Annotated in this window: 16 protein-coding genes; 8 read left to right on the top strand and 8 right to left on the bottom strand. The window is 59.6% G+C overall.

Going from position 1 to position 19,772, the window contains the following annotated elements:
- The 3 genes from ABF821_RS12510 to ABF821_RS12520 form a co-directional block, all read right to left on the bottom strand.
- A partial coding sequence (locus ABF821_RS12510) for an MBG domain-containing protein (RefSeq protein WP_415530201.1) occupies positions 1-6,025 on the bottom strand: 6,025 nt, incomplete at its 3' end.
- A 32-nt stretch (positions 6,026-6,057) separates the two neighbouring features.
- Positions 6,058-7,404: a replication initiation protein RepC gene (gene repC / locus ABF821_RS12515; protein ID WP_183010411.1), complete on the bottom strand. Its 1,347-nt coding sequence runs from the start codon at positions 7,402-7,404 to the stop codon at positions 6,058-6,060.
- Positions 7,405-7,821: 417 nt separating this feature from the next.
- Complete coding sequence (locus ABF821_RS12520; protein ID WP_183010412.1) at positions 7,822-8,553, bottom strand: transglycosylase SLT domain-containing protein; 732 nt, start codon at positions 8,551-8,553, stop codon at positions 7,822-7,824.
- Positions 8,554-9,153: 600 nt separating this feature from the next.
- On the opposite strand from ABF821_RS12520, the gene ABF821_RS12525 reads away from it, so the two are divergent.
- The 6 genes from ABF821_RS12525 to ABF821_RS12550 all read left to right on the top strand — a co-directional run bounded on the left by ABF821_RS12525 (position 9,154) and on the right by ABF821_RS12550 (position 12,529).
- Positions 9,154-10,074: a DsbC family protein gene (locus ABF821_RS12525; RefSeq protein ID WP_415530202.1), complete on the top strand. Its 921-nt coding sequence runs from the start codon at positions 9,154-9,156 to the stop codon at positions 10,072-10,074.
- Between the two features lie 65 nt (positions 10,075-10,139).
- Positions 10,140-10,541 (top strand): hypothetical protein, encoded by a 402-nt coding sequence (locus ABF821_RS12530; protein ID WP_415530203.1) that lies wholly within the window; start codon positions 10,140-10,142, stop codon positions 10,539-10,541.
- Positions 10,542-10,724: 183 nt separating this feature from the next.
- Positions 10,725-11,030, top strand: a complete 306-nt coding sequence (locus tag ABF821_RS12535; RefSeq protein WP_415530204.1) for a hypothetical protein — start codon at positions 10,725-10,727, stop codon at positions 11,028-11,030.
- A gap of 258 nt (positions 11,031-11,288) precedes the next feature.
- Positions 11,289-11,504, top strand: coding sequence for a hypothetical protein (locus ABF821_RS12540; protein ID WP_259654888.1), 216 nt, complete (start codon positions 11,289-11,291; stop codon positions 11,502-11,504).
- Positions 11,505-11,582: 78 nt separating this feature from the next.
- On the top strand, positions 11,583-11,768 hold the full coding sequence (locus tag ABF821_RS12545) for a hypothetical protein (protein ID WP_415530205.1): 186 nt from the start codon (positions 11,583-11,585) through the stop codon (positions 11,766-11,768).
- Positions 11,769-11,773: 5 nt separating this feature from the next.
- Positions 11,774-12,529, top strand: coding sequence for a metallophosphoesterase (locus tag ABF821_RS12550; protein WP_415530206.1), 756 nt, complete (start codon positions 11,774-11,776; stop codon positions 12,527-12,529).
- 1,110 nt (positions 12,530-13,639) lie between these two features.
- Here ABF821_RS12550 and ABF821_RS12555 read toward each other — a convergent pair.
- From ABF821_RS12555 to ABF821_RS12575, 5 genes are all read right to left on the bottom strand, one after another.
- Positions 13,640-15,247 (bottom strand): Fic family protein, encoded by a 1,608-nt coding sequence (locus ABF821_RS12555; RefSeq protein ID WP_415530207.1) that lies wholly within the window; start codon positions 15,245-15,247, stop codon positions 13,640-13,642.
- Positions 15,248-15,460: 213 nt separating this feature from the next.
- Positions 15,461-15,649, bottom strand: coding sequence for a hypothetical protein (locus ABF821_RS12560; RefSeq protein ID WP_259654889.1), 189 nt, complete (start codon positions 15,647-15,649; stop codon positions 15,461-15,463).
- 110 nt (positions 15,650-15,759) lie between these two features.
- On the bottom strand, positions 15,760-16,230 hold the full coding sequence (locus ABF821_RS12565; protein WP_415530208.1) for a hypothetical protein: 471 nt from the start codon (positions 16,228-16,230) through the stop codon (positions 15,760-15,762).
- Positions 16,231-16,248: 18 nt separating this feature from the next.
- Entirely contained in the window at positions 16,249-18,558 is a 2,310-nt protein-coding gene (locus tag ABF821_RS12570; protein WP_415530209.1) for a DotA/TraY family protein, read from the bottom strand.
- Between the two features lie 4 nt (positions 18,559-18,562).
- Complete coding sequence (locus tag ABF821_RS12575; protein ID WP_415530210.1) at positions 18,563-19,090, bottom strand: hypothetical protein; 528 nt, start codon at positions 19,088-19,090, stop codon at positions 18,563-18,565.
- Here ABF821_RS12575 and ABF821_RS12580 point away from each other — a divergent pair, their 5' ends adjacent.
- Positions 19,091-19,408, top strand: coding sequence for a hypothetical protein (locus ABF821_RS12580; protein WP_415530211.1), 318 nt, complete (start codon positions 19,091-19,093; stop codon positions 19,406-19,408).
- A 164-nt stretch (positions 19,409-19,572) separates the two neighbouring features.
- Positions 19,573-19,772, top strand: a 200-nt coding sequence (locus ABF821_RS12585) for a hypothetical protein (protein WP_415530213.1), incomplete at its 3' end; no start/stop codon positions are given.

A 19,772-nucleotide genomic window follows, 5' to 3' on the forward strand; every position in this document is an offset into this window, starting at 1 on the left:
AGGTCACGGCGTAGTTCGTCAGGCCGCTGCCGGTCGCGCCGGCGGCAGTGATGCCGTAGCTGCCGACGGAGCTGGCGCCGGTTGCGGCCGTGGCCAACGTCACGCTGGACACGGCGTCACCGTTGACCAAACCGGCCGCGCTGAAACGGCTGGTGCCGAGATCCGGGGCCTGCCCGTAGGTACTGGACTGGTCGAGGGCGGTGACGGTCAGCGCGGCCGGATCGATCGTCAGGGTGCCGCCCTGGTAGGTGATGTCGTAGTTCGACAGGCCGCTGCCGGTCGCTGCGCTGGCGGTGATCGCGGCTGTGCCGACCGGCGTTGCGCCGGTCGCGGCCGTGGTCAGGCTGACGGCTGAGACCGTGTCGCCGTTGACCAGTCCGGTCACGCCGAATGCGGAGGCGTCAAGCGCCGGGGCCTGCCCGTAGGTGCTGGTTTGGTCAAGCGCTGCGATTGTCAGTGCGGCCGGATTGATAGTGAGTGTGCCCGGCGCGTATGAGATCGTATAGTTCGAGAGCCCCACCCCCTGAGCCATGGTTGCTCGGATAGCCACCGGCCCAGCGGGATAAACACCGACGGGGGTTGCTCCCGTCGCCGCCGTGGTGATCCTGATGGACGTGATCGTGTCGCCGTTGACCAGGCCACTGGTTGAGTAATTCGTAGCCGATGGGCTCGGTGTCGTCCCATAGATACTGGACAGATTTCCTGGTGTGATGGTCAAGCTGGCCGGGGTTATAGTGTTCGTCCCAGCGTAGGTGATCTGGTATCCATTTTTGACCGCTCCCGTTCCCCAAGCAACATATGAGCCAACGGAGGACGAGGCGCTTGCCGCGCTCTGATAGCCTGCAAGGGGAGAGTCAAGTCCCGCACTTGTATTGGTCCAAGTCCCGGAAGCGGGATCGGAGCCGTAAACAGATTGGCCAGAGACAACGACAATCTGATACGGCAATGCAGAAATTACGGGATACGGAGTCCCTGAAGTCCAGGCTGTGGGTAGAGAAAAGCTGTATGGACTATTCGGCGTAGACGGTCCTTCGGTTGCCCACTGGAGGGTTGTAAGACCGGTAATTCCGGAGCTAGTGCCGGAGCCAACGGTGTTTGATACTGCGGCCCGATTGCTGTCAAAATAGACATTGGTTAGTAAGCTAGATTGGTTGAGACCGATTGATGCTCCAACTGTTCCATTTCCAGAACCTTGACCCGTCACCGATCCGGTAGAGTAAGCGTCGGATATCGTTGTGTTCGATGAAATAAATCCGACAAGACCTCCAATATTCCCATTCGGAGATGATACATTTCCGGTGGAGTATGAGTCAGTTATCGAGGCGTTATTTACATAATTAGTGTAGGAGCGTGCGATTGTATTTCCTAGCAATCCGCCTGCCGAGAAAATGACAGGATTGCCGTAGTTTGTCACATTGCCGGTGGCATATGATCTTGAAATAGATCCTGGCTCGGAAACAATGCCTGACGGGCCTCCAATTTGTGCGGCGAGACTGTATCCCACGAGTCCGCCAAAGGAGGCACCCGCGCCGCTGTATGTAATCAGATTGGATGATGAGAATGAAAGATCGATTGATCCAGTGTTGTATCCTACAAGTCCGCCGTTTGATCCACTGACGGCGGATACTTGACCGCTTGATTGTGATTTCGATATTGCTCCAAAGTTCCAGCCGGCGATGCCGCCGGAATTGGCATCCAATGCCGATGAAGTAACAGAACCATTATATTCGGATGATGTGATTGATCCGAAGTTAGCACCGACAAGTCCACCTGTATTAGATGATTGTCCGCTGGAACTAACGGAAACAGTAGATGTATCGTTGGTGATCTCTCCCTGATTTCCCCCAACAAGACTTCCGATGTAAGCAGAATTCCCAGTTACGGAGCCGCAATTCAAGGTGACATTCATTATTTTGGCGCTTGTGGCCGTGGCGCCAAAGAGACCAACTTGGGCATCGCTTGTATCATTGATCGTCAAATTCGAAATCGTATGTCCCTGGCCATCAAAGACACCAGAATATCCTGATGTCCCGCCAATGGGCGCGAAGTTTGATACGGCGCCCGCATCGATATCGGAAACCATGGCATAATTGGCGGCCAGATCATTGTTGATCGTTTGGAGCCCGAAAGTGGACTGGACGCGCCAGACGGGCGTTGTCACGGGAAAAGTCCCGCTCTCGCCGAAATAACCAAGCTGGTTCCCGGCGATCCCGAGAAGGTAAGGTGTTTCGCCGTTCTGGTCCCCCCATATCGACGGCGAGAACCCAGTTGGTAATGCCGACGCCAAAGCCGAAATTGTGGTCCCGGTGGTCCCTTGGGCGCTTCCAGACCCTACGGGGTTTATGCCGAGGGCGGTATTGTAATAGGCGTTCGTGTAGGTCCGGTCAGCCTGGAGGTCACCGAACAGGGCACCGACGCCCATGCCGGACGGCCCGCTGACTGCGCCGGTGGCGTAGACGTTCGATACGCTCCCCTGTGCGCCCCATTCGTTTCCGACGAGGCCGCCCGTGGATGTGGTAGATGTGGATGTGTTTGTAACTGTTCCGGTCGTGTAGGCGTTCGTGATGGTCCCGCCGTTATACCCATCCAATCCACCGACACCACCGGACTGCTGTGCAGACACGGAAATGGCAACATTCGAATAGGCAGAAGAAAGCGAACCGGAAGATGCGCCGATCAATCCGCCGACATCCGAAATAACGGTATTGGTGCCAGCCAGGCTAACAGACCCAGAAACCGAAACATGGTCTATCGATCCGGAATTAGTGCTGGCTCCAGTCAATCCTCCGACATCAGTCCTATTGCTCAACCACGCGCTTGAAGAATTGTAGGCGCCAGAAGAAACATTGACAGAAATATTCACACCGGCAGCGGACACATCCGAAATCGAGCCTTCGTTGATGCCAACAAGAGAGCCGACAGCATTCGCAGACATTGATCCGGTCGCGGAGACGCCATTAAGGTTCAGGTTCCCGATCTTCCCCGCATTGATGGCGAACAGTCCGACGTATGGCAAATTCGTATTGAGGCTCAGATTGGATATCGTATGGCCGAGCCCGTCGAAGGTTCCAGTGAATGGCGAAGCGCCGCCTTCAGCGGAGAACAATCCGATTGCGGACGCATCGATATCGTTCCCGAGAGCATAGTTACCGCTCAGGTTGGCGGAAATGAGATAGAGGCTGTTAGCAGAAAAGAACAGACTGACGGGCGTCGTGGGAGAAAAACTGCTTGAGTTCCCGAAATAGACAGTTTGAGGTATAGATTGGGATAGGTCGCTGGTTGTAAGATATGGCGTGGTCTGATTATTCTGATTTCCCCAGTCGGACGACGAAAACCCGGATGGAATAGTCGATGTCATCTGGCTTGTTGTCAGGCCAGTGACGCCGGTGGAAACGCCCCCTGAGACACCGGACGCCATACCTGACGTTTCCGTGTCATAATAGACGTTCGAGACGGATGTTCCGTCGGAATAGCCGAATGCGCCGCCAGCCGTTGTTGCGGAGGCGGTTCCGGTCGAGAAGGAGTCCGATACGCTTACGGGAGTGTATATTGTCTGGTTCGTGGATTTCCCAGTCGCCCCCATCAGTCCGCCGGCCTTGTTCTGTGCCGAAGACCCTGATACCGACGCATTCCCGATTGCGTATGTGTTCGAGACTGCGCCGACGTTAAACCCGATCAATCCGCCGGCATTGTTATATCCGTCTGCCGTGGTGTTGCCTCCGGTGATTGATGCGCCCCCAGTTGAAAAGGACGCGCTGATGGTGCCCGAATTATAACCAACAAGGCCACCAACGTCCGAGTTCAAGGTGCCAGACGCATTGCTGACACTTCCGCTTGCGGACGACTTGGTGATCGTCCCGGCCGTCGAAGCATCATTGCAATTGTTGCACCCGACCAACCCGCCCACATTCTGGCCGTTCGTCACCGATCCGTAGGCCAAGCCTCCCATTATGGAGCCGATATTCGCTCCGGCGACTCCTCCGAGATTGTCGGTGTTGGCAAGGTTTCCGGTGACTGATGGGCTGCTGACATCACCGAAGGAATTCACATAATTCAGGCCGCCCGTATTCAGACCAACGAAACCTCCCGCCTGAGCCTGTGTATAGGAGGTTGTCGTTACCGTCGTGTAGGAACCGCCATACCAGATATTTCCAGAATTCTCTCCGAAGACGCCGCCGACATTGCCATTTGCAGTGATGTTCCCGGACGTCGACAGTCCGATAACGGTTCCGGCATTGCTTCCTGCGATTACGCCAGCAGTAGTGCCTGGCGCGGTCGCCGTTATGTTTGCATTACTGATTCGTGCGGCCTGGATGTTGGCTTGCGAACCAATCTGGCCAAAAAGACCAACATAGGCATACTGACTATCATTGATGGTCAAGTTATTGACGTAATTTCCTAGCCCCGTGAACGCACCAGTAAATGCGGAGTAGGAAGGCGATCCGGATGATGCAGAGTTTCCGATCGGCGTGAAATTGGAGACGCCGCTAAGATCAATAGCGTTCGCAAGTGCGTAGTTTCCGCTCTGGCCGATGGACTCCAGTTGGTCAGGCGTCCAGATCAATGTGTATGGATTACCATTGATGTTCAAAGAGCCTTCATTCTGAGTCGTATAGGTTAGAACGCCAGAATTGAAGTTGATGGCAGAAGCAGTCATAGAGACTGCACCCGATCCCTGAACCGTCACATTGCTGTTGAAGGTAATTTGCCCATAAGCAGACAGTGCGAGGGTTGCGCCAGAGTTCCATGAAACCGGCGCATTGATATTGATTGCTCCGGTTCCGCCTGTTCCAACCACACCGACGCCGCTGGATGTCGTTTCAGTCGTCTGCTCGGTCACATTCGTCCCGGAGTTAAGGGTCGAAGAGATCGAGGACGCTGCCGTGCTGTCGATTGTCAGGTCGTCCGGATCGGTCAGCCATTGCCCGCCAGCGCCGGCCCGGACGGTGACCGCGCCAGTCTTCAAACTGCGCGCCGACGTCTCCACATAGCCGGCGGATTTTCCTTCGCCGGCCAGAATCTTCGCGCCGCTTTCGAGACCGACCTTCGTAGCGAGTTGCTGGCCCCCTTTTGCGGACGTACCAACCAGAACGGTCCCACCAGGCTTGCCCGCAGAGACGGCGCGGGCGTCCAGCGTGGCCGTTCCGGCAATTTGGACGTCATGACCGTTGGCGACGATTGTTCCGCCGGCGCCGTCCCCCGTGTGTGCCGCCAGCGTGCCGGAAACTGAGACAGTACCCTCGTCCGCGGTAAGGTAGACCCCGCCAGAGCCGTCAACCACCCCGGTAGCCGTGATCACGCCGTCGTGGTTGCCCGCAAGGGCATATACGTTTCCACCCACGGATCGCAGTTCTGCTGACGTGGCCTTGATGCGACCCGAGTTTGTTACGTCTCCCGTGGTCGCCGCTTTTGGCTTGACGAAGATCCCGTCGCGCTCGTTCTTGTCCGCCAGGATTACGGTGTCGCCTGCGACCATTGCGACCGCGTCGTGATCGGCCCGGATTGTGCCGGTGTTTGAAACGGATCTGCCGACAAGGGTCACCGAACCGTTTTTCGCGTATATCGTGCCTTTGTTGGCGACCACCCCGGTTGACGCGCCGGACAGAGTTACGGCCCCGCCGGCCATGAAATCCCGGTCGGTAGTGTCCCGTGTCGAAGCCGTGAATGACCCGTCGACAACCACTTTGCCGCCCGGCCCTACCACGACGCCGTTCGGATTGATGAGAAAAACGGACCCCGTCGCCCCCAGTTTGCCGGAGATATCGGATAGCTGGGCACCAGTCACACGGTTGAGTGTGGTTCCCGAACCATTATTGAATTGGACAGACTTCCCAGCGCCAATCGAAAACCCCTGCCAGTTAACGACGGCGCGCTCACTGGATTGGCTGACGGTGAGGGTATTGGGAGCGCGGTCAATGTGTCCAACCCCGGCGACGAAAGAGCCTCCAACAGGCAGGGCTTGCGCCAACGCCGCGACGGGCGTGAGGATCGTACAGCCGAACAGCAGTCGGAGGGAGAGTTTCATGAGGAGATTCCGCGCGATTTTCCTTCCGTGCATTATCCATTGTGCGTTTGTAACTCCGGGCCCGCCCTGCGAGATCGGGGGGAATTTGCACTCTGGGTCCGGACCGTCGTTTCGGTTTCACGAGTCCGCGCGTCACGCAGCGCGTAGAGGCTGCGATCCAGGTAGAGCTGGCTGCGGCAACCGCGTTCGATGAGGGCTCTGAGATACGCGTCCGGCCGATGAATGATTGCGCCGCGCTCGAGGCGGGCCGCCATAACAATCACCGCGATCGCAGCCTGAAACCGCCCGAGCACAGTGCATCCCTGAGCCCAGGCATGATAGGAGACCCCAATCTGCCCGGAGAGATACTCCGCGCCGAGGACGAGTTCGTCTGCAGTCGGTCGAGCCGAAGTGCAGAACGCCCTCAGGGCGCTACAAATCTCGAGATAAAACAGCGCTGTACCCTTGAACCCACGAAGCGCCGAACGATCGGTCCCATCCGGCGGCGCGTGAGGTAGCAAGGCTTTCGCCGGCCGCATTGCTTCAATGCGATCGCGGCCGTCGGCCGCTACAGGCACTACCTTTTTGGAAGATTGATTGTTTTTTGTATCTGTATAGTGGGCCCCGAAACCGGGGCCCATGGGCCCCACTTTTTCTGTACAAGCGTCTGGCGCGGCACAGTTTTCCACAGGCTGGGAAGCGCGGATCTCGTTAACGGCCCGAAGAAGCTCTGCCATTGCCTCATGGTAGCCTTCGAGCCTGTCGATCGCGCTGGTCCGGAGCCGAGAGCGCATGATGCGCCTGGCCTGCTCGACGATGTCATTCAGCCCGGCTTGCTCCGCTCCCGCGCGCACGGGCTCGTTGAGATCCGCAATTGCGGCACGGAGGAAGGATATCCGCTCGCGGTGCCTGCGGGCCTCGTCGAGAAGCGCCAGGAGCTCTGTCCAGCGATAGCGCATGCTGGCCAAATTGAAGCCTACGCGCGTCTCCCCGTCGCTCCCTTGCCAACGACGCCCCCGCTGGCCGTTGCGTCCGTCCTGAGCAACGAGCATCTTGGCTTCCGCGAGCTCTCGCACATGGCGCTGTAGCGTCGTGCGAGACAACCCGGTCCAGGTCATCAACGTCGTGTTGTGGGCGTAGATGAACGGTGTGGCGAGTGCCTCCCAATCCTCTGGTCTGGTCTTCTCGATCATCACGATCAGCGTTGCAGCGGCCGCCCGGCTCACAGGAAGTGTTCCGCGTAGCGACTTCAGGACGTTCAGGAGGTCGCGCTTTGACGGAGTGGCGGGAGGCGGAAGGCCCAGCTCGTCCTGCGCCGCGTGCATAGGCGCGTTGAGGCGGCGGCGCCCTCGGCGCGACGGTGGAGGCGCGGGTTCGCGCCTGTCCTCGGCAGTGTCCATGTAGTGTTCCGTGGTGTGGCAGGTGACAGGTTTGCCTCCCCGTTCCAGGCCCCGGACAAAACACTCCCGTTCGCAATTTTCGCTTGCGTTACCGAGGGAATTAGCGCTATCTGACGGTATGGTTTAGCTGTTTGTCTGCTTGGTTTTTTGGTTTTTGGTGTCAGATAGCGTTTGTTTGGTTTTTGGGGCCCTGGCTCTTCCGATTTGGCGATCGGGGGAGGCAGGGTTTTCTTTTATCTGGCGTTTGTCAGTGCATTGAGCCTCCAAAAGCGAATCGCGACGCCCGCGCCAACTGCCAGCACAGGCGTGAGTGCACGCTGCCGCCCTTTCCGTCTGGCAACAATTCCCGAATCGGAAGATCACGAAGAATTGATGACAAAAACCCTTGATTTTGTGTCCATTTTGGCGCAGCCTCGCTCACGAGATCACGGCCTCGCTGGCGCCACTGCCCATACGGCTTGAGATGGCCGTCTCATACTGGCCAACCGTCCAGCCCGTCATATTGTTGGCCGCTAATGCCTTCGCGGAAACAAACGTGCTAAGCGGTGTCGTTGCATCCGTTTCCGTTGCAATCGCTGAGCCGGCTTTCGTTCCGAACATATACGCGCCATACACTTGGGCCCCAGTGGCGGTCCCTCCGGTGGCACTACTGACCGCGCTGGCGTAGTCACTGATAATCGCGCTGGCCACCTTCGCTTGCGTCGCCGGATCGCTACGGTCCGCGTCCGAAAGGCCCAGTTCCGAGGCGTACTGATTCCAGGTCGCGTCCGTGACCTGCCAGACGCCATCTGCGCTCGACGAGCCATTTCCGACGTTCTGAAAATGGCTCTCGATTTGCCCGAACGCAGCAAGGGTGTCCGGATTGATGCCGGCAGCTTGCGCTGCCGCAACCGCGTCAGCGCCATAGGTCTGCGCCATCAACGTCTCGTACGCGTCCGACGTGCCCCAAGCACCATCAAAGGATGTGGCCGTCCCGGAGGTCCCGCTGCTTGACGCACTACTTGTCCCCGGACGGGTGAAGGTTGGCGCGCCAATTTCCGGATATGCCGGAACTACCTGCTCCGGAATCGCCGCCGCGGACGGGGAGACATGGAGCAGCTGCCCGATCAAGGCCGCGCCGGCGACCGTGCGGTAAAAGGGCGCAGCCATCACAGCTTCGGGTGCGTGAACAACACCCGACCGTCACTCCCCTCGCCGGCAACCTCACACCGCGTCGGATTCGAAGGCACGAGCGGCCGATAGTCGACTACATCCGCCTCCGGCAGCCACGCGTAGTTCGTCCCTCGCCGCAACACCTTCCGCCACCCGGCTTGAACGTCGTCAGTCACCGCGATCTGGGGTGCTGCAGACCCCACACGCTGAGATGAGGCGCGCGGCTCCTGAAAAAGCGGCTCGAAGTCGTGCGCCGGGCTCATGCACCTGGTTGGGACGGGTGTGGGCTTGGCTACCGTTACTGCCGCTTTGCCGTTCGGGGGTGGCGCCCCCCAATCTCGCGGGCCGATTTCGCTTTGCCGCTCCTGGGAGAGGCGATCCAGTTGCTCCGGAGACAAGTGCTGACCATGAGCCGGCACGCCGCACAGGACCGGTGCACCTGCCAGGGCCACCAATAGAATGAAACGGGACACGGGGAATCTCTCACGCAGTTGCTGTCGTGCGTACCATGCCCGTCTCGTTTGTGACTGCGCGCGCGAGTGCCATGCGTCCGGTCACAAACAACGGCGGCATGCTACCGCAAGGAGGAATTTTGCAATGCGAACCCTTGCCTATGCAGCGCTCGTCGTGACCGTCCCTACGGTGGCGATTGCCGGCACCGCCTGCCCCGCTCCGGAGCCAATCGCCACAGCAGCCATCACCCAACCACCAGCCCAATTGACAGACGCGCCCCCCGTGACGGCCGCGGAGATCGCCGCGTCACCTGCCCTGACGCGCATCACAAGCCGTGGCGCGGTCCTCTACCGCTTGAAAGAAGAGCATGGTCTGCGAGGCGTATTCGCGCGGACTGGAGATCAGTTCCGGGTCTTCTACCTCACCCCGGATGACCAGGCAGAAATCGGCGGCGTCATGTGGGACGCGAGCGGTCGCAACGTCACCCGAACTCAGGTGGCCGAGATACCGGGAGCGATCCCAACCGCCCACTGGGCACCGGCACCGGTGCCCTCTCCTTCGGCGAACGACGGCCTCCCACATGCCGGTACGGGCGTGGATCCGGTGGCCCGCCTGGCAGCCGCCCATTTTGGCGTAGACGGCCGGCAGAATGCGCCCCGCGTCTACATGATCATCGATCCCCTATGCCCGTTTTCGACACGGGCTTTCGGAGCCCTGCAGCCCTACGTTGAAAGCGGGAAGCTCCAGCTCGCTCTCGTTCCTGTCGCGATCAATGACCATGAGAACGGCGGCGCAAGCACACCGGCTGCGCTGCAGATGCTGTCCGCGCCGTCACAGGAAATGGCGCGCGCGTGGCGCCGTATCAGCGACGTGGGCCACGCGGTCCCGGGTCAGGAGACGGATGCAGCCGCCTCGGCGGAACTGACGCTGAACCTGGCCGCGGCCCACGCTGTGAAAATGCGCGGAACGCCGACCCTCGTCTGGAAAGACAAGACGGGCGCCTCGCGCCAGGAAACCGGTATGCCGGATGATATCGCGCAGTTCCTAGCGAGCCTGCCGTCGTGAGGCGGCGGAGCGGAACCCGGGGTGGCGTCGCCGGCGTTGTCATCTGGCTCGCCCGCCCTTTCACGATGGCCCTGAGACCGGCCTACCGAACGGCGAAAGGCGGACTGCTCGGCGTCTATGACGCGCCAACCCTGGCGGTCGATGACACGCTCGAAGTGCGGGGCCAGGGTCAAACGGGCGAGGACCAGAACGCGATTCAGCGCCTTACGCCGGTACGGGCTCGGAGCAGGACTCTTGGCAGGCTCTTTGCCACGTTGTTTCTATTCGACCTGGCCTGCTGGTGCTGGCTCGTCATTGTCGATGGCGTGGGAATCTTCGCCCCTGCCAGCATCATGCGCGTCGCGATCGGCGTCGTGCTCGGCGGCCAGTTCCTGGTGTTTGCTCTCACGAACTGGCAGGCGCGAACCGGCCGCAGCGGGAGCTTCTCCACTTTCCTCTCGGATGGCGGGAACGTCTGGCCGCGATGAACCAAGCGCGCAGCATGGAGCGATCGTGAATCCGAACGCTATCGCCCGCAATCTGCCCTGCAAGCGGATTATCCGCCTCTGCGAAGCCGAGGCTGGGCGCCCTGCGCTTGAACAACGGGCTGCAGATATTGCAGCCGTTCAGAACTTTGCTTTCGAGGCACTTAATGGAGGGAGAGGACAACCGTGCTGACAATCAAGATTTCCATACCGGCGGTGGCAGTGAGTTTCGTGCTGATGCCGGGCATCCTGGGGTTCTGGACGGACTGGCTCGACGAGCGTGCATACTGTAACGGTGATCCTGCCTGGGTGTGTCTAGGTGTTGGAGAACGGTTACTTCACGCCTTGGGTTTTGGCCTGAAGGCATCTGGTTTGACGTTGGTGCTGCTAATGCTTGTCGGTGCCCTTCTTGGCTTGCTTTACGCTGTGGCCCTCGGCGCAGCCCAGGCTGGAAAACGTATCGCGCGGTTGTCGCGTCAGACAGGCGGGTGAACCTCGCCCGGTATTCCAGCAGAGTTTAACAGGCGCTAACTGGCCGCAGCAGGAGCTTCTCCACTATCCTCTCGGACGGCGGGAACGTCTGGCCGCGATGAACGAAGCGCAAGCGATGGAGCGTTTGGCTGCTGTTTTGGCAGCACAACTCGGCCGTCCTATCAACGGCCGATCGCCAGATGTCTTCTCGAGCGTGAAGATGCTAAGAATGGTGCGAGAATTGGTTCTGGAGGAGACGGGGCAATGGGGAGCCAAACCTTGGCGTCTGTTGACGTCAACGAGGGCATCTGGCGGGATCTGAGCACGCTGGAACAGTTCGGCGACGCCGCGCGTGACACGCTGGCGGCGGGCATCCCGATTTACTACCGCGCGGATGACACGCCCCCGGAGTTACTGATCAAGGAATACCCGGACGGGCACCGGGAACTGGTGCGCTATAATAAGGCGGGCGATCAGGTCATCCGCGCTTTATGAAGGAGCGCCCGCGGCTATGGGTTTTCGCGGGTTCTAATGGGGCGGGGAAATCGACTCTGGCCGAGCGGTTCATCTACGATGGAAGCCTTGCCGAAGGCTGCTGTGCTGGCAGAACAAGTAATCCTGTTCCACAATAGCGGATCCAGCCACAAACTGGTTCTGGTGTATGAAGATGGGCAGGCCCGTCATCACGCTTCCTTGCCGGGATGGGCAGCGCGCGCACTCGGGGATCTCCCTGCTTTCCTCAACGGCAAAACGGACTGACCCTTATGGCGCGCGTGTGGGTGCTGTCGGATCTGCATCTGGAAACGGCACCCTTCCCAGATGCTTATGATCCTCCCCGGCCGGAGTTCGACGTGCTGGTCGCGGCCGGCGACATCTGGGAGGGCGAGCCCGAGAAGGCCGTCGCGACAATCGCCCGGTTGGCCGAGGGGCGGCCAAGCGTGCTGGTTGCCGGCAACCATGAGGCCTGGGGTATGACGCCGGCCCGCTGCCTGGACCGGCTGAAGCGGGCGGCAAAGGGGGGCAATGTCACCGTGCTGGACGGGGACGCGGCCGTTATCGCCGGCGTGCGCTTCATGGGGGCCACCTTGTGGGCGGATGGTTTGCTCTCCGGATTACATCTCAGGCCGCACGAGGCGACCGGAGAAGGCGTTCGCAGGCCCGATGGGCAGGGCACCATTACCCATGGCGATGAAACCGTCCTGCATGCGGTTCAGCGCGCGCGGATCGCGTCCATGTTGGATGAGGCCCCGGCCGATGGTCTGCCGATCGTCGTCGTCACGCATCATGCTCCTCTGGTGGACCGGATGCCGGCGGCATTGCGGGTCCATGCGGGGGCGGGCCTGTTCGCGTCCGACCTCTCCGAGCTGATGACCAGGCACCGGATCGCTCTATGGGTGCATGGCCATATCCACGCCCGCGAGGACCGGGTGCATGGCAGCGGCACACGCATCGTCGCCAACCCGGCCGGGCCGCTCTTCACCACCCCCGGGTTCGAAGATGGGTGCGTCGTCGCCGTCTGACCGTCCAGGTCCAGGCGAGGTCCGAATCAACCTCGTAAGTAGTGGTTCAGGATTCTCGCGCCGTGCGACATGGAAGTGTTCGCTTGTGCGCGCTGACGCGCGTCGGAGACAAAATTCGTATTGCGAGCCCGTGCCTCCCTCTCGCCGTCAGCTCGCGGTGTAATATTGTAGACGCGAGTTACCCATGAAATCTCACATCGCCAGTCTGAGTACCGGCTGCGCTGTTGCCATTGCTCCATAGCATCATCGCAACATTGTTTGGCCTCGTCGACCGTGGTCCGGTTAACACGCGCCATCCAGGCTAGCGCTCGCTCGGAGTCCCCAAGAGTCAGTGTGCGCCCCCAATGCCGAACGGCATGGCAATCCGGGCACAGTGCAATAACTCCCTTCAGGGTCTGTATCCGCCTTTGGTCGTCGTAAGCCCAGCCTTCGTCAGCTTCGACAGGCCACTGTGGTCCAACTTCGCCACAGACGCGGCACCGGCACCCTGAGCGATCCCGGGCATCTTTTGCGACACGCTTCCAGTCTTCCTCAATGAGAAGGGCGCGCAGATTCATTCCCCACAGCGACTGCGGGACCATCCAGGGACGCAAGTAAGGAGGGTTTCTGTCCGACCGGTGTCGGTAAGGAAGGAACGCAACCAATCCCGGTTTTGCTTTGTCCGACGCCCTGCACAACCATGCTTTCAATGTTCCGTCAAAATATGCCCCGGCTTGCGCGGCTTCATTTCGTCGTTCAAACGGTACGCACAATTTTAAGGTCTCGCTGTCCATTCCTTCGCACCTCCTTCCCGGTGGATAAATGCGAGGATAGGGCGGTACAAGGAAAGCCGACAACGGCATGAGGAAGCCGACCGTTAGGCCGAGAGCACGGTAGGCCATAACGGCAGCCCCCGTCCTTCGACGCATTGCGGAGCCTCGCCGGCACTATCCGGGCGCCCGAGGACTTCGACCGGATAGGGCTGGAGGAGATCGTGTCTTTGTTCGATGGTCAGGCATGAAGCCCCTGCTCGATATCCATCTGCTGCTCTGGGCGAGGGTGAGCCGGATAAGCTGCCGGCGGTCGGTGCCAGGGGCTCGGAACCGCCCCGAAGGACGCTCCTGTGGACGATCACCGCTTCGGCGCGAAGGCATCCCTGACGGCCTGCACGAACGACGCCCACATCTCATCCGTTACCTGTGAATGATTACGACGCAGCCTCCTGCCTACGCTGTCTTCATCATTTCCAGTCACGGAGCGGATTATCGAATCCGCCAGCCCGTCGGGCATCTCACAAATCTCCTTGAGGGCTTGCCGGGCATTATCGTGGTTCCGGAGATAAACCGCCTCATCCCGCATGTGATGGACAATGGTGGTGTTGATCACCTCGGCCATGTAAATGACGTGCGGCGCATAGTTGGCATATCGCCAGTTCGGCCGAGCCAAGCCGTCCTCAGAAAAGACGAGATCTGATTCCATGCCGTCGGGATACATTGTCGGCTTTGAGGCAAACGATATGTGTGGCCGAATTTGATTCATCAGAGGAACCGAAATCTTGTCCAGGACCTCGTCATAGGCACGGCGGCTGGTCGGGTCGTCATTAATAGCGACGGACACCGGTAGAATGACGTCATCCGGGGTCGCACCGTCCCGACGCAGAATGTCATTGATGAGAAACCGGTGCACGCGCCCATTGCCGTCGATGAGCGGGTGGACGTAGACAAACCCGAAAGATGCAATGGCGGCTCGCATGACTGGTGACTGGTATTGCGTGCGCTCCAGAAATGTCTCAATGCCCTCAAGCATGACCGCCACGTCTTCTGCCGGGGGCGCCAAATAATGCACGACCTGCGAATGATGGGACGTCCGGCCCACAAAAACGGGAGACTTTCGATATCCGCAGTATGGGAGCAAAGCAGCGTCGCCTAGGATGGCTTGCTGAAGGCTGGTCAGTCTCTGCTCCGAAAGAATGCTTGCGTCCGGCTTGCGGCCGTCTGGAGCGTCACCTCCGTGGGACGGCGGGCGATCGTGACCGGTCCATGTCGCGATAACCTGGGCAAAACGCTGGATTCGGTTAGTCTCTCCAGACTCCTTTTCGATGGCGAAGCTTGCCCGGCTTTCTCGTGTTGTGAGCCATGATGCGGAACGGGAGAGTAAATCCGCTCCGAACTCCTCAACAATTTCATCATAGTGTCGTGAAATATCGTAATTAAATGCGCCCATAAGACGCTCAGAAAGCGGTATTGCCGGACAGAAAAACCTCGTCCCAGGCATATTGTTGATGACTTTCCATTTGGAGATGCGGTCTTCCGTTTTAATTGTAATTGCAGACAGATTCCTGTCCTTGTCGAGCACTGGAATGTAAGACCCACGCAAACCCGATGGCTGACGGAGATCCTCGTCAGTCAGGAACTCGTATAGGAACGCAGCGCGTCGGGAGTACTGACTGGTGGGTTTGCTGTTCACCCACTCCTGGACGAACCGGGGACCTGCGACGTTGAAGACTCGCGAGAGCAGCTCCAGGTTTATGGGTTCATGGCGGATATGGAATTGAAGGTGGTCAGCCGCTTCATCTCCGGGATACATTTGGGGAGGATAGATTTCGGTAATATAGGGGCCGAGGTCGGTCGTGCGGCGGTTGGTTCCGATGTAACTTCTCACTGCCAGGTCGCCAAAGGGCTCGGCTTTGAAAGCCTCTGCGAGCCATAGTCCCCCGCAAGTCGTGCCTGCGCCAGCCATTCCGCCACCTGTGAAAAACGGGCCAACTTGCCCAAGAACGGTAAACGTAGCACAAAAATAGTGAAAACTGGCCTCTTCACCACAAAAATGATGCGAGAGGAGATGTAGAGGTGATTGAGTTTAACTTCTTCGGCTTTGTTTTCCTGGGCTTGGGATGCGTGGCGCTCGCCCTCGGCGGGCTTCTGGCCTACGTCCTGCCCTGAACAGGCCGCTTCAGAACGTCCCGGCCTTCGCAGCTTTCTGATCGATCGACCAGGCGCTGGTCTCGTAGCTCGGCCGATCGGCCTGGTCCACTGGATCGTTCGGTTTGACGATCGTCCCGGCCCGTGACGCCAGCGCCGGCCGCCACACCGCCGGTGCGGAGCCGTAGGGAGCGTACGGGTCAAAGAGAGGCTGCTTCACATGGGGCGGAGGCGGCGGATGGTATGAAGCGACTGAACGTATGTTCCCATGCGCGCATCCTGCGACACCCAATCCAAGGACAATCACGGCGGATACCCGGCACCAGTGCATTATGCTGCCTTGTTCGGCGAGACGGGCTTAGTCGCGCTTTTGAGATCGGCCAGTTCCTTCTCAGCCGCCTCCGCTCGGGCCTTCCACATGTCAGCCCACTGCTTGCCGTCCACGCACAGGTCTTCATATTTACGAGCGACAGCGCGGGCGCGTTTCTGCCACACGTCACGATCCGCTTCAGCCTTATCGCGCTGTGCTTGAATTTCCCTTTTCAGATCCCGCATCTCTAGGCCCCAAGCCTTGAAGTCGTCCGCCGCTTTATTGCAGACGTCGCGGTCCTCCTTCAAAGCATCAAACCTGCGCGCAAGCGAATTATAGGTCTGTACGAGCTCGTTGTACATGTCGGCGAGTTCGTTATACTGAGAGAGCGGAACCACCGGTCCCTGATTCTGCGCACGACCCATCGCGGCCGCAGCTGCCTCTGTCGCCTTGGTGATCCGAACCAGTTTGTCGTAAGCAAGCATATCCATGCGCCGGATCCCTTAAACCTACTCTTCTTCCCGACCAGCGATCATCATCAGCGACCTCGTAGCCGAATCTACAGGGGGCGCGCCTGCTTTGTCTATGTTTTCCGGACCATTGCCTCCGTTTCCAAGGCCAACAGCAGTGTCTCTAGCCAGGCCCGCAGCCTTCTCCGTGGGCGTGGAAAGACCCTGCCCCGTGCTTTTGTCGGAGAAGTCGTCACTATCGACACGGCCAATGCTGGTCATGCCGGCCATGGCTGGAATGTGATGCGGCAATGTTGAGATCAGCCGGAATGCCATGACCGCGAGGCTCATTTCCATCGTGACAAACATGCATAGGAGCACGATCAGACCGATCATATTGTCCAGAAGCCACCCATGATCGAACACGAAGCCGGTCGCTACTGTGAAGCCTTTCATAATCAACCACGATATGGCCGCAAATACTGTGTAGCTGAAGATAAGGCCTGCGATCATCATGACCGGTCGGAAGATGATGGTGAACAAAACCTCATACCCGCGCAGGCCGCCACCGTGCAGACCGTCGCCCTTGAATACCATGTGAGCCAGCATCCAAAGCGGGAATCCTACGACCGCCTCGATGACGACCAGATACCAACCCGCGACACCCACTGTCCAATAGGCGAAGGGCGTCATTGGCAGCACATACGCGAGAGTGATCCCAGGACCGAGCAGCAGAAAAGCTCCCGCGAAAATCGGCGTCAGGAGCGCCTTGATCAACCCGCTCAAGGCAAATGTCGTGGCAGAGGCAGCAGCCGCAGGCAGGTCACCCGTCACGAGGTTCGCGGCAGTCGCCAGACCGGATGCAGTCTTGCTACTGGCGATTGCCGCGCCCCCGATGATTGCCAGCGCAGTGTGAATCAGAATGTGCCCGAGGGTTATCATCGCGCCGAGCGGGTCCGTCCAACCCGTGCCCGACGTAGGTGAGATGAGATGATTCACAATCAACGTCATCAAGCCGTTCGACACGCCAACCGCTTGGAGGGCTTTGTCCAACCCGCTCTCGGCAGAGTCTGGGATCTCCCCATTGTGATACAGGCGCATGGCCCCATTGGGAGCGCTCGGACTGTCAGCGGCTGCAAGCTGCTTTTCTTCAGTCGCCTGATACCGCTCGATGGCATCCGCGGATGCTGCGAGATCCAGCATTAAATCGTGACCGAGCCCCTGCCAGTTCGGGTGAGTCACCGAAGGGACGATCGACGCCACAGCGAGCACTTCAGAGTTGAGCCGCGAGATCTCGAGGTAATAGGCGCCAAGCCCTGTCCAGCCGAGGTTTTTCATCGCCAAATAGCCAGAATCGGTGCTGGAGGATGCACCGTCAGAGTATTGAGCTCGGATCTTGCTTACGGCTGTGCTTGCGGCAGAGGTTAATGCGGCCGAATATGCTGTGTTCGCGGACACCAGCACCGCGTCCATAGCTCGCAATGCCGTTGCATCACGGGTCTGCCACAAGGTCGTAGCCAAGGTCTCCATCGGTGGTCGGACAGCCTCTATGAGGTTTCTGAGCGCGGTCACTTGCTGCGTGGACACGTCGGAGAGATCGATCGTCGTCCCGAGCGCGTGCTGTCCCTCTTGGCTCGGGATGCTCACTCGGATGCTCCCGCAGACGGACGTGCCACTCGCATTCCCCGAAGACAGCCCATAGTCAACCGTTACCGCGGCACCGCCCCCCGGGTCGACGACCGAAGGCTCGGGCGCGACGAGCGGGTTGTGGGTAGCGGCCCCAACCAGTGCGCGGCACAACTCACTCTCCATGACCGCCATCACGACTTGACGTGTCCCGGGAATGATTGGCTCGGCAATTGGCAATGCGTCAGGGCCGACCGCTTTCGCCACCACGTTGTTAAGATTTCTGGCCATGCCGATCGAGGGTTTAGCCAGGTCCTGAACAAGGATGGCTTGACCCACGGAGAAGCCATTATTCGATGCCACGGGGACCATGAGTGCTACGGACATCACGATCCGTATCGGCGCCCAGCCAGAAAAGTGCGCAGAAAGAATCTTGCCTGACTCTGCGGTCCTATGCAGTTGGACGACAGAGCCGTATGTGATCCAAAATGCCGCAATCAGCATCACATAGGCAGAAATGTATTGAAGCATCGTGCCGGCGGCCGTTGAGCCCCCGGATGTCATTGGGAACAGAGAGTCCAGAACTTGGGCGCTCCAATCGTCCCCCGCGCTGAGGTCGCTCCAGGAAATAGAGGACGGGTCGGTATCTGCGAACGCTGTTCCGAAAAGCGCGCAAAGCATCGCGAGGGCGACCACACCGTGGCGGGCGCCTTTTTTGACGTTCTCGACTCTCAACAGGCCCATGAGATCAGGCCCCGGGGCTCGGGCTGTTATCTGGCGCCCGATCCCTCGTCCGCTTTCGGTCTTCTGTAAAAAAATCGCGGAAGCGGTTCACCAACCTTTCAAGCGCAGCGCCGACCTCCTTGATAAAGTCCTTTCCAGCCTCATGGCCCGGCAGTTTTTCGAGTTTATGGCCTGCCTTCGCAGCCTCCTCCTCTGCCGCCTTCACCGAAGCGTCGCCGGATGCCCCGCGTACGGATGCGTCGGATGCGAGAAGTTCCGCCTCTTTCCCGAGGCGCCCCGCGGACTTCCTGAGCTTCTCCCAGGCGTCAGCGAAGCCGGGCGTCTGATCGAGCGCAGTATGGTATTGCTTCCTTAGGTCCCCATACGGCCCGTTTTCGGTCATGCCCGCGATTACCTTCTCGGGCCCCGCCCCCTCTTTCGCGGCCGCCTGGTCGAAGGCCTCGAAGAAGTCTTGTCCCACCTTTCTCAGAGCTCCGAGATCTTCCTCGACCGCCCGCGTGGCGTCGCGGACTTTCCGGGTGCGAGTTTCCAAATGACGAGCATCACTTTGTTCCCGCCGGTCAGCCATGAAATTTCCAAACGCATTGCGCGCAAAGCTCGCTGCGCCAATCTCTCGCGCTACCCTTCCGCCCGCGTGTGGCTGATCCCGCTGCGTCTGGGTTTTGGTCTCGCTGGAGCGACTATTGTCTCCGCCACCCGCTTTTGCACCGGTCGCAGCCTCCTGAGCCGGACCGCTGCCACCGGCGCAGGCATCGTACACTTCGCTTTCAGCTTCATCGGAGCGCCGCTGTTGACGCTCGCGGTTTTGCCTGTCGGCCTCTTCGCCTACAGCCTCACTGTGATCGGCTGAAGAAGCCGACCGTCCATCGTCCGGAGTATTATCCTGTGGTGGCTCGGAAGCCTTGGTGCCCGGCGCCTGAGGCCGACTCTCTCGCCCACGCTCTGCCTCGGATTCTACCGACCCCCAATACCCCTCATCTTCCCCCGGAGGAATTTCAGGTACCTTCGCTCCCGATGGAGGATAAGGATCGCTCTCGGCAAAGCCAGCGGCCGGGCTATCTGACGGCCTTTGCTCATCCACGCCGCTCAGCGGACCATTATCCGGCTGGGAACGCGGCCCGGAGTCCGCTGCCGGCTCGGGAGGAGCGCCGGCTGCAGGTGCAGGTGCAGGTGCAGGTGCAGGTGCAGGTGCAGGTGCAGGTGCAGGTGCAGGT

This window comes from Gluconacetobacter sp. (genome assembly GCF_047721585.1).
Lineage (GTDB): Bacteria > Pseudomonadota > Alphaproteobacteria > Acetobacterales > Acetobacteraceae > Gluconacetobacter > Gluconacetobacter dulcium.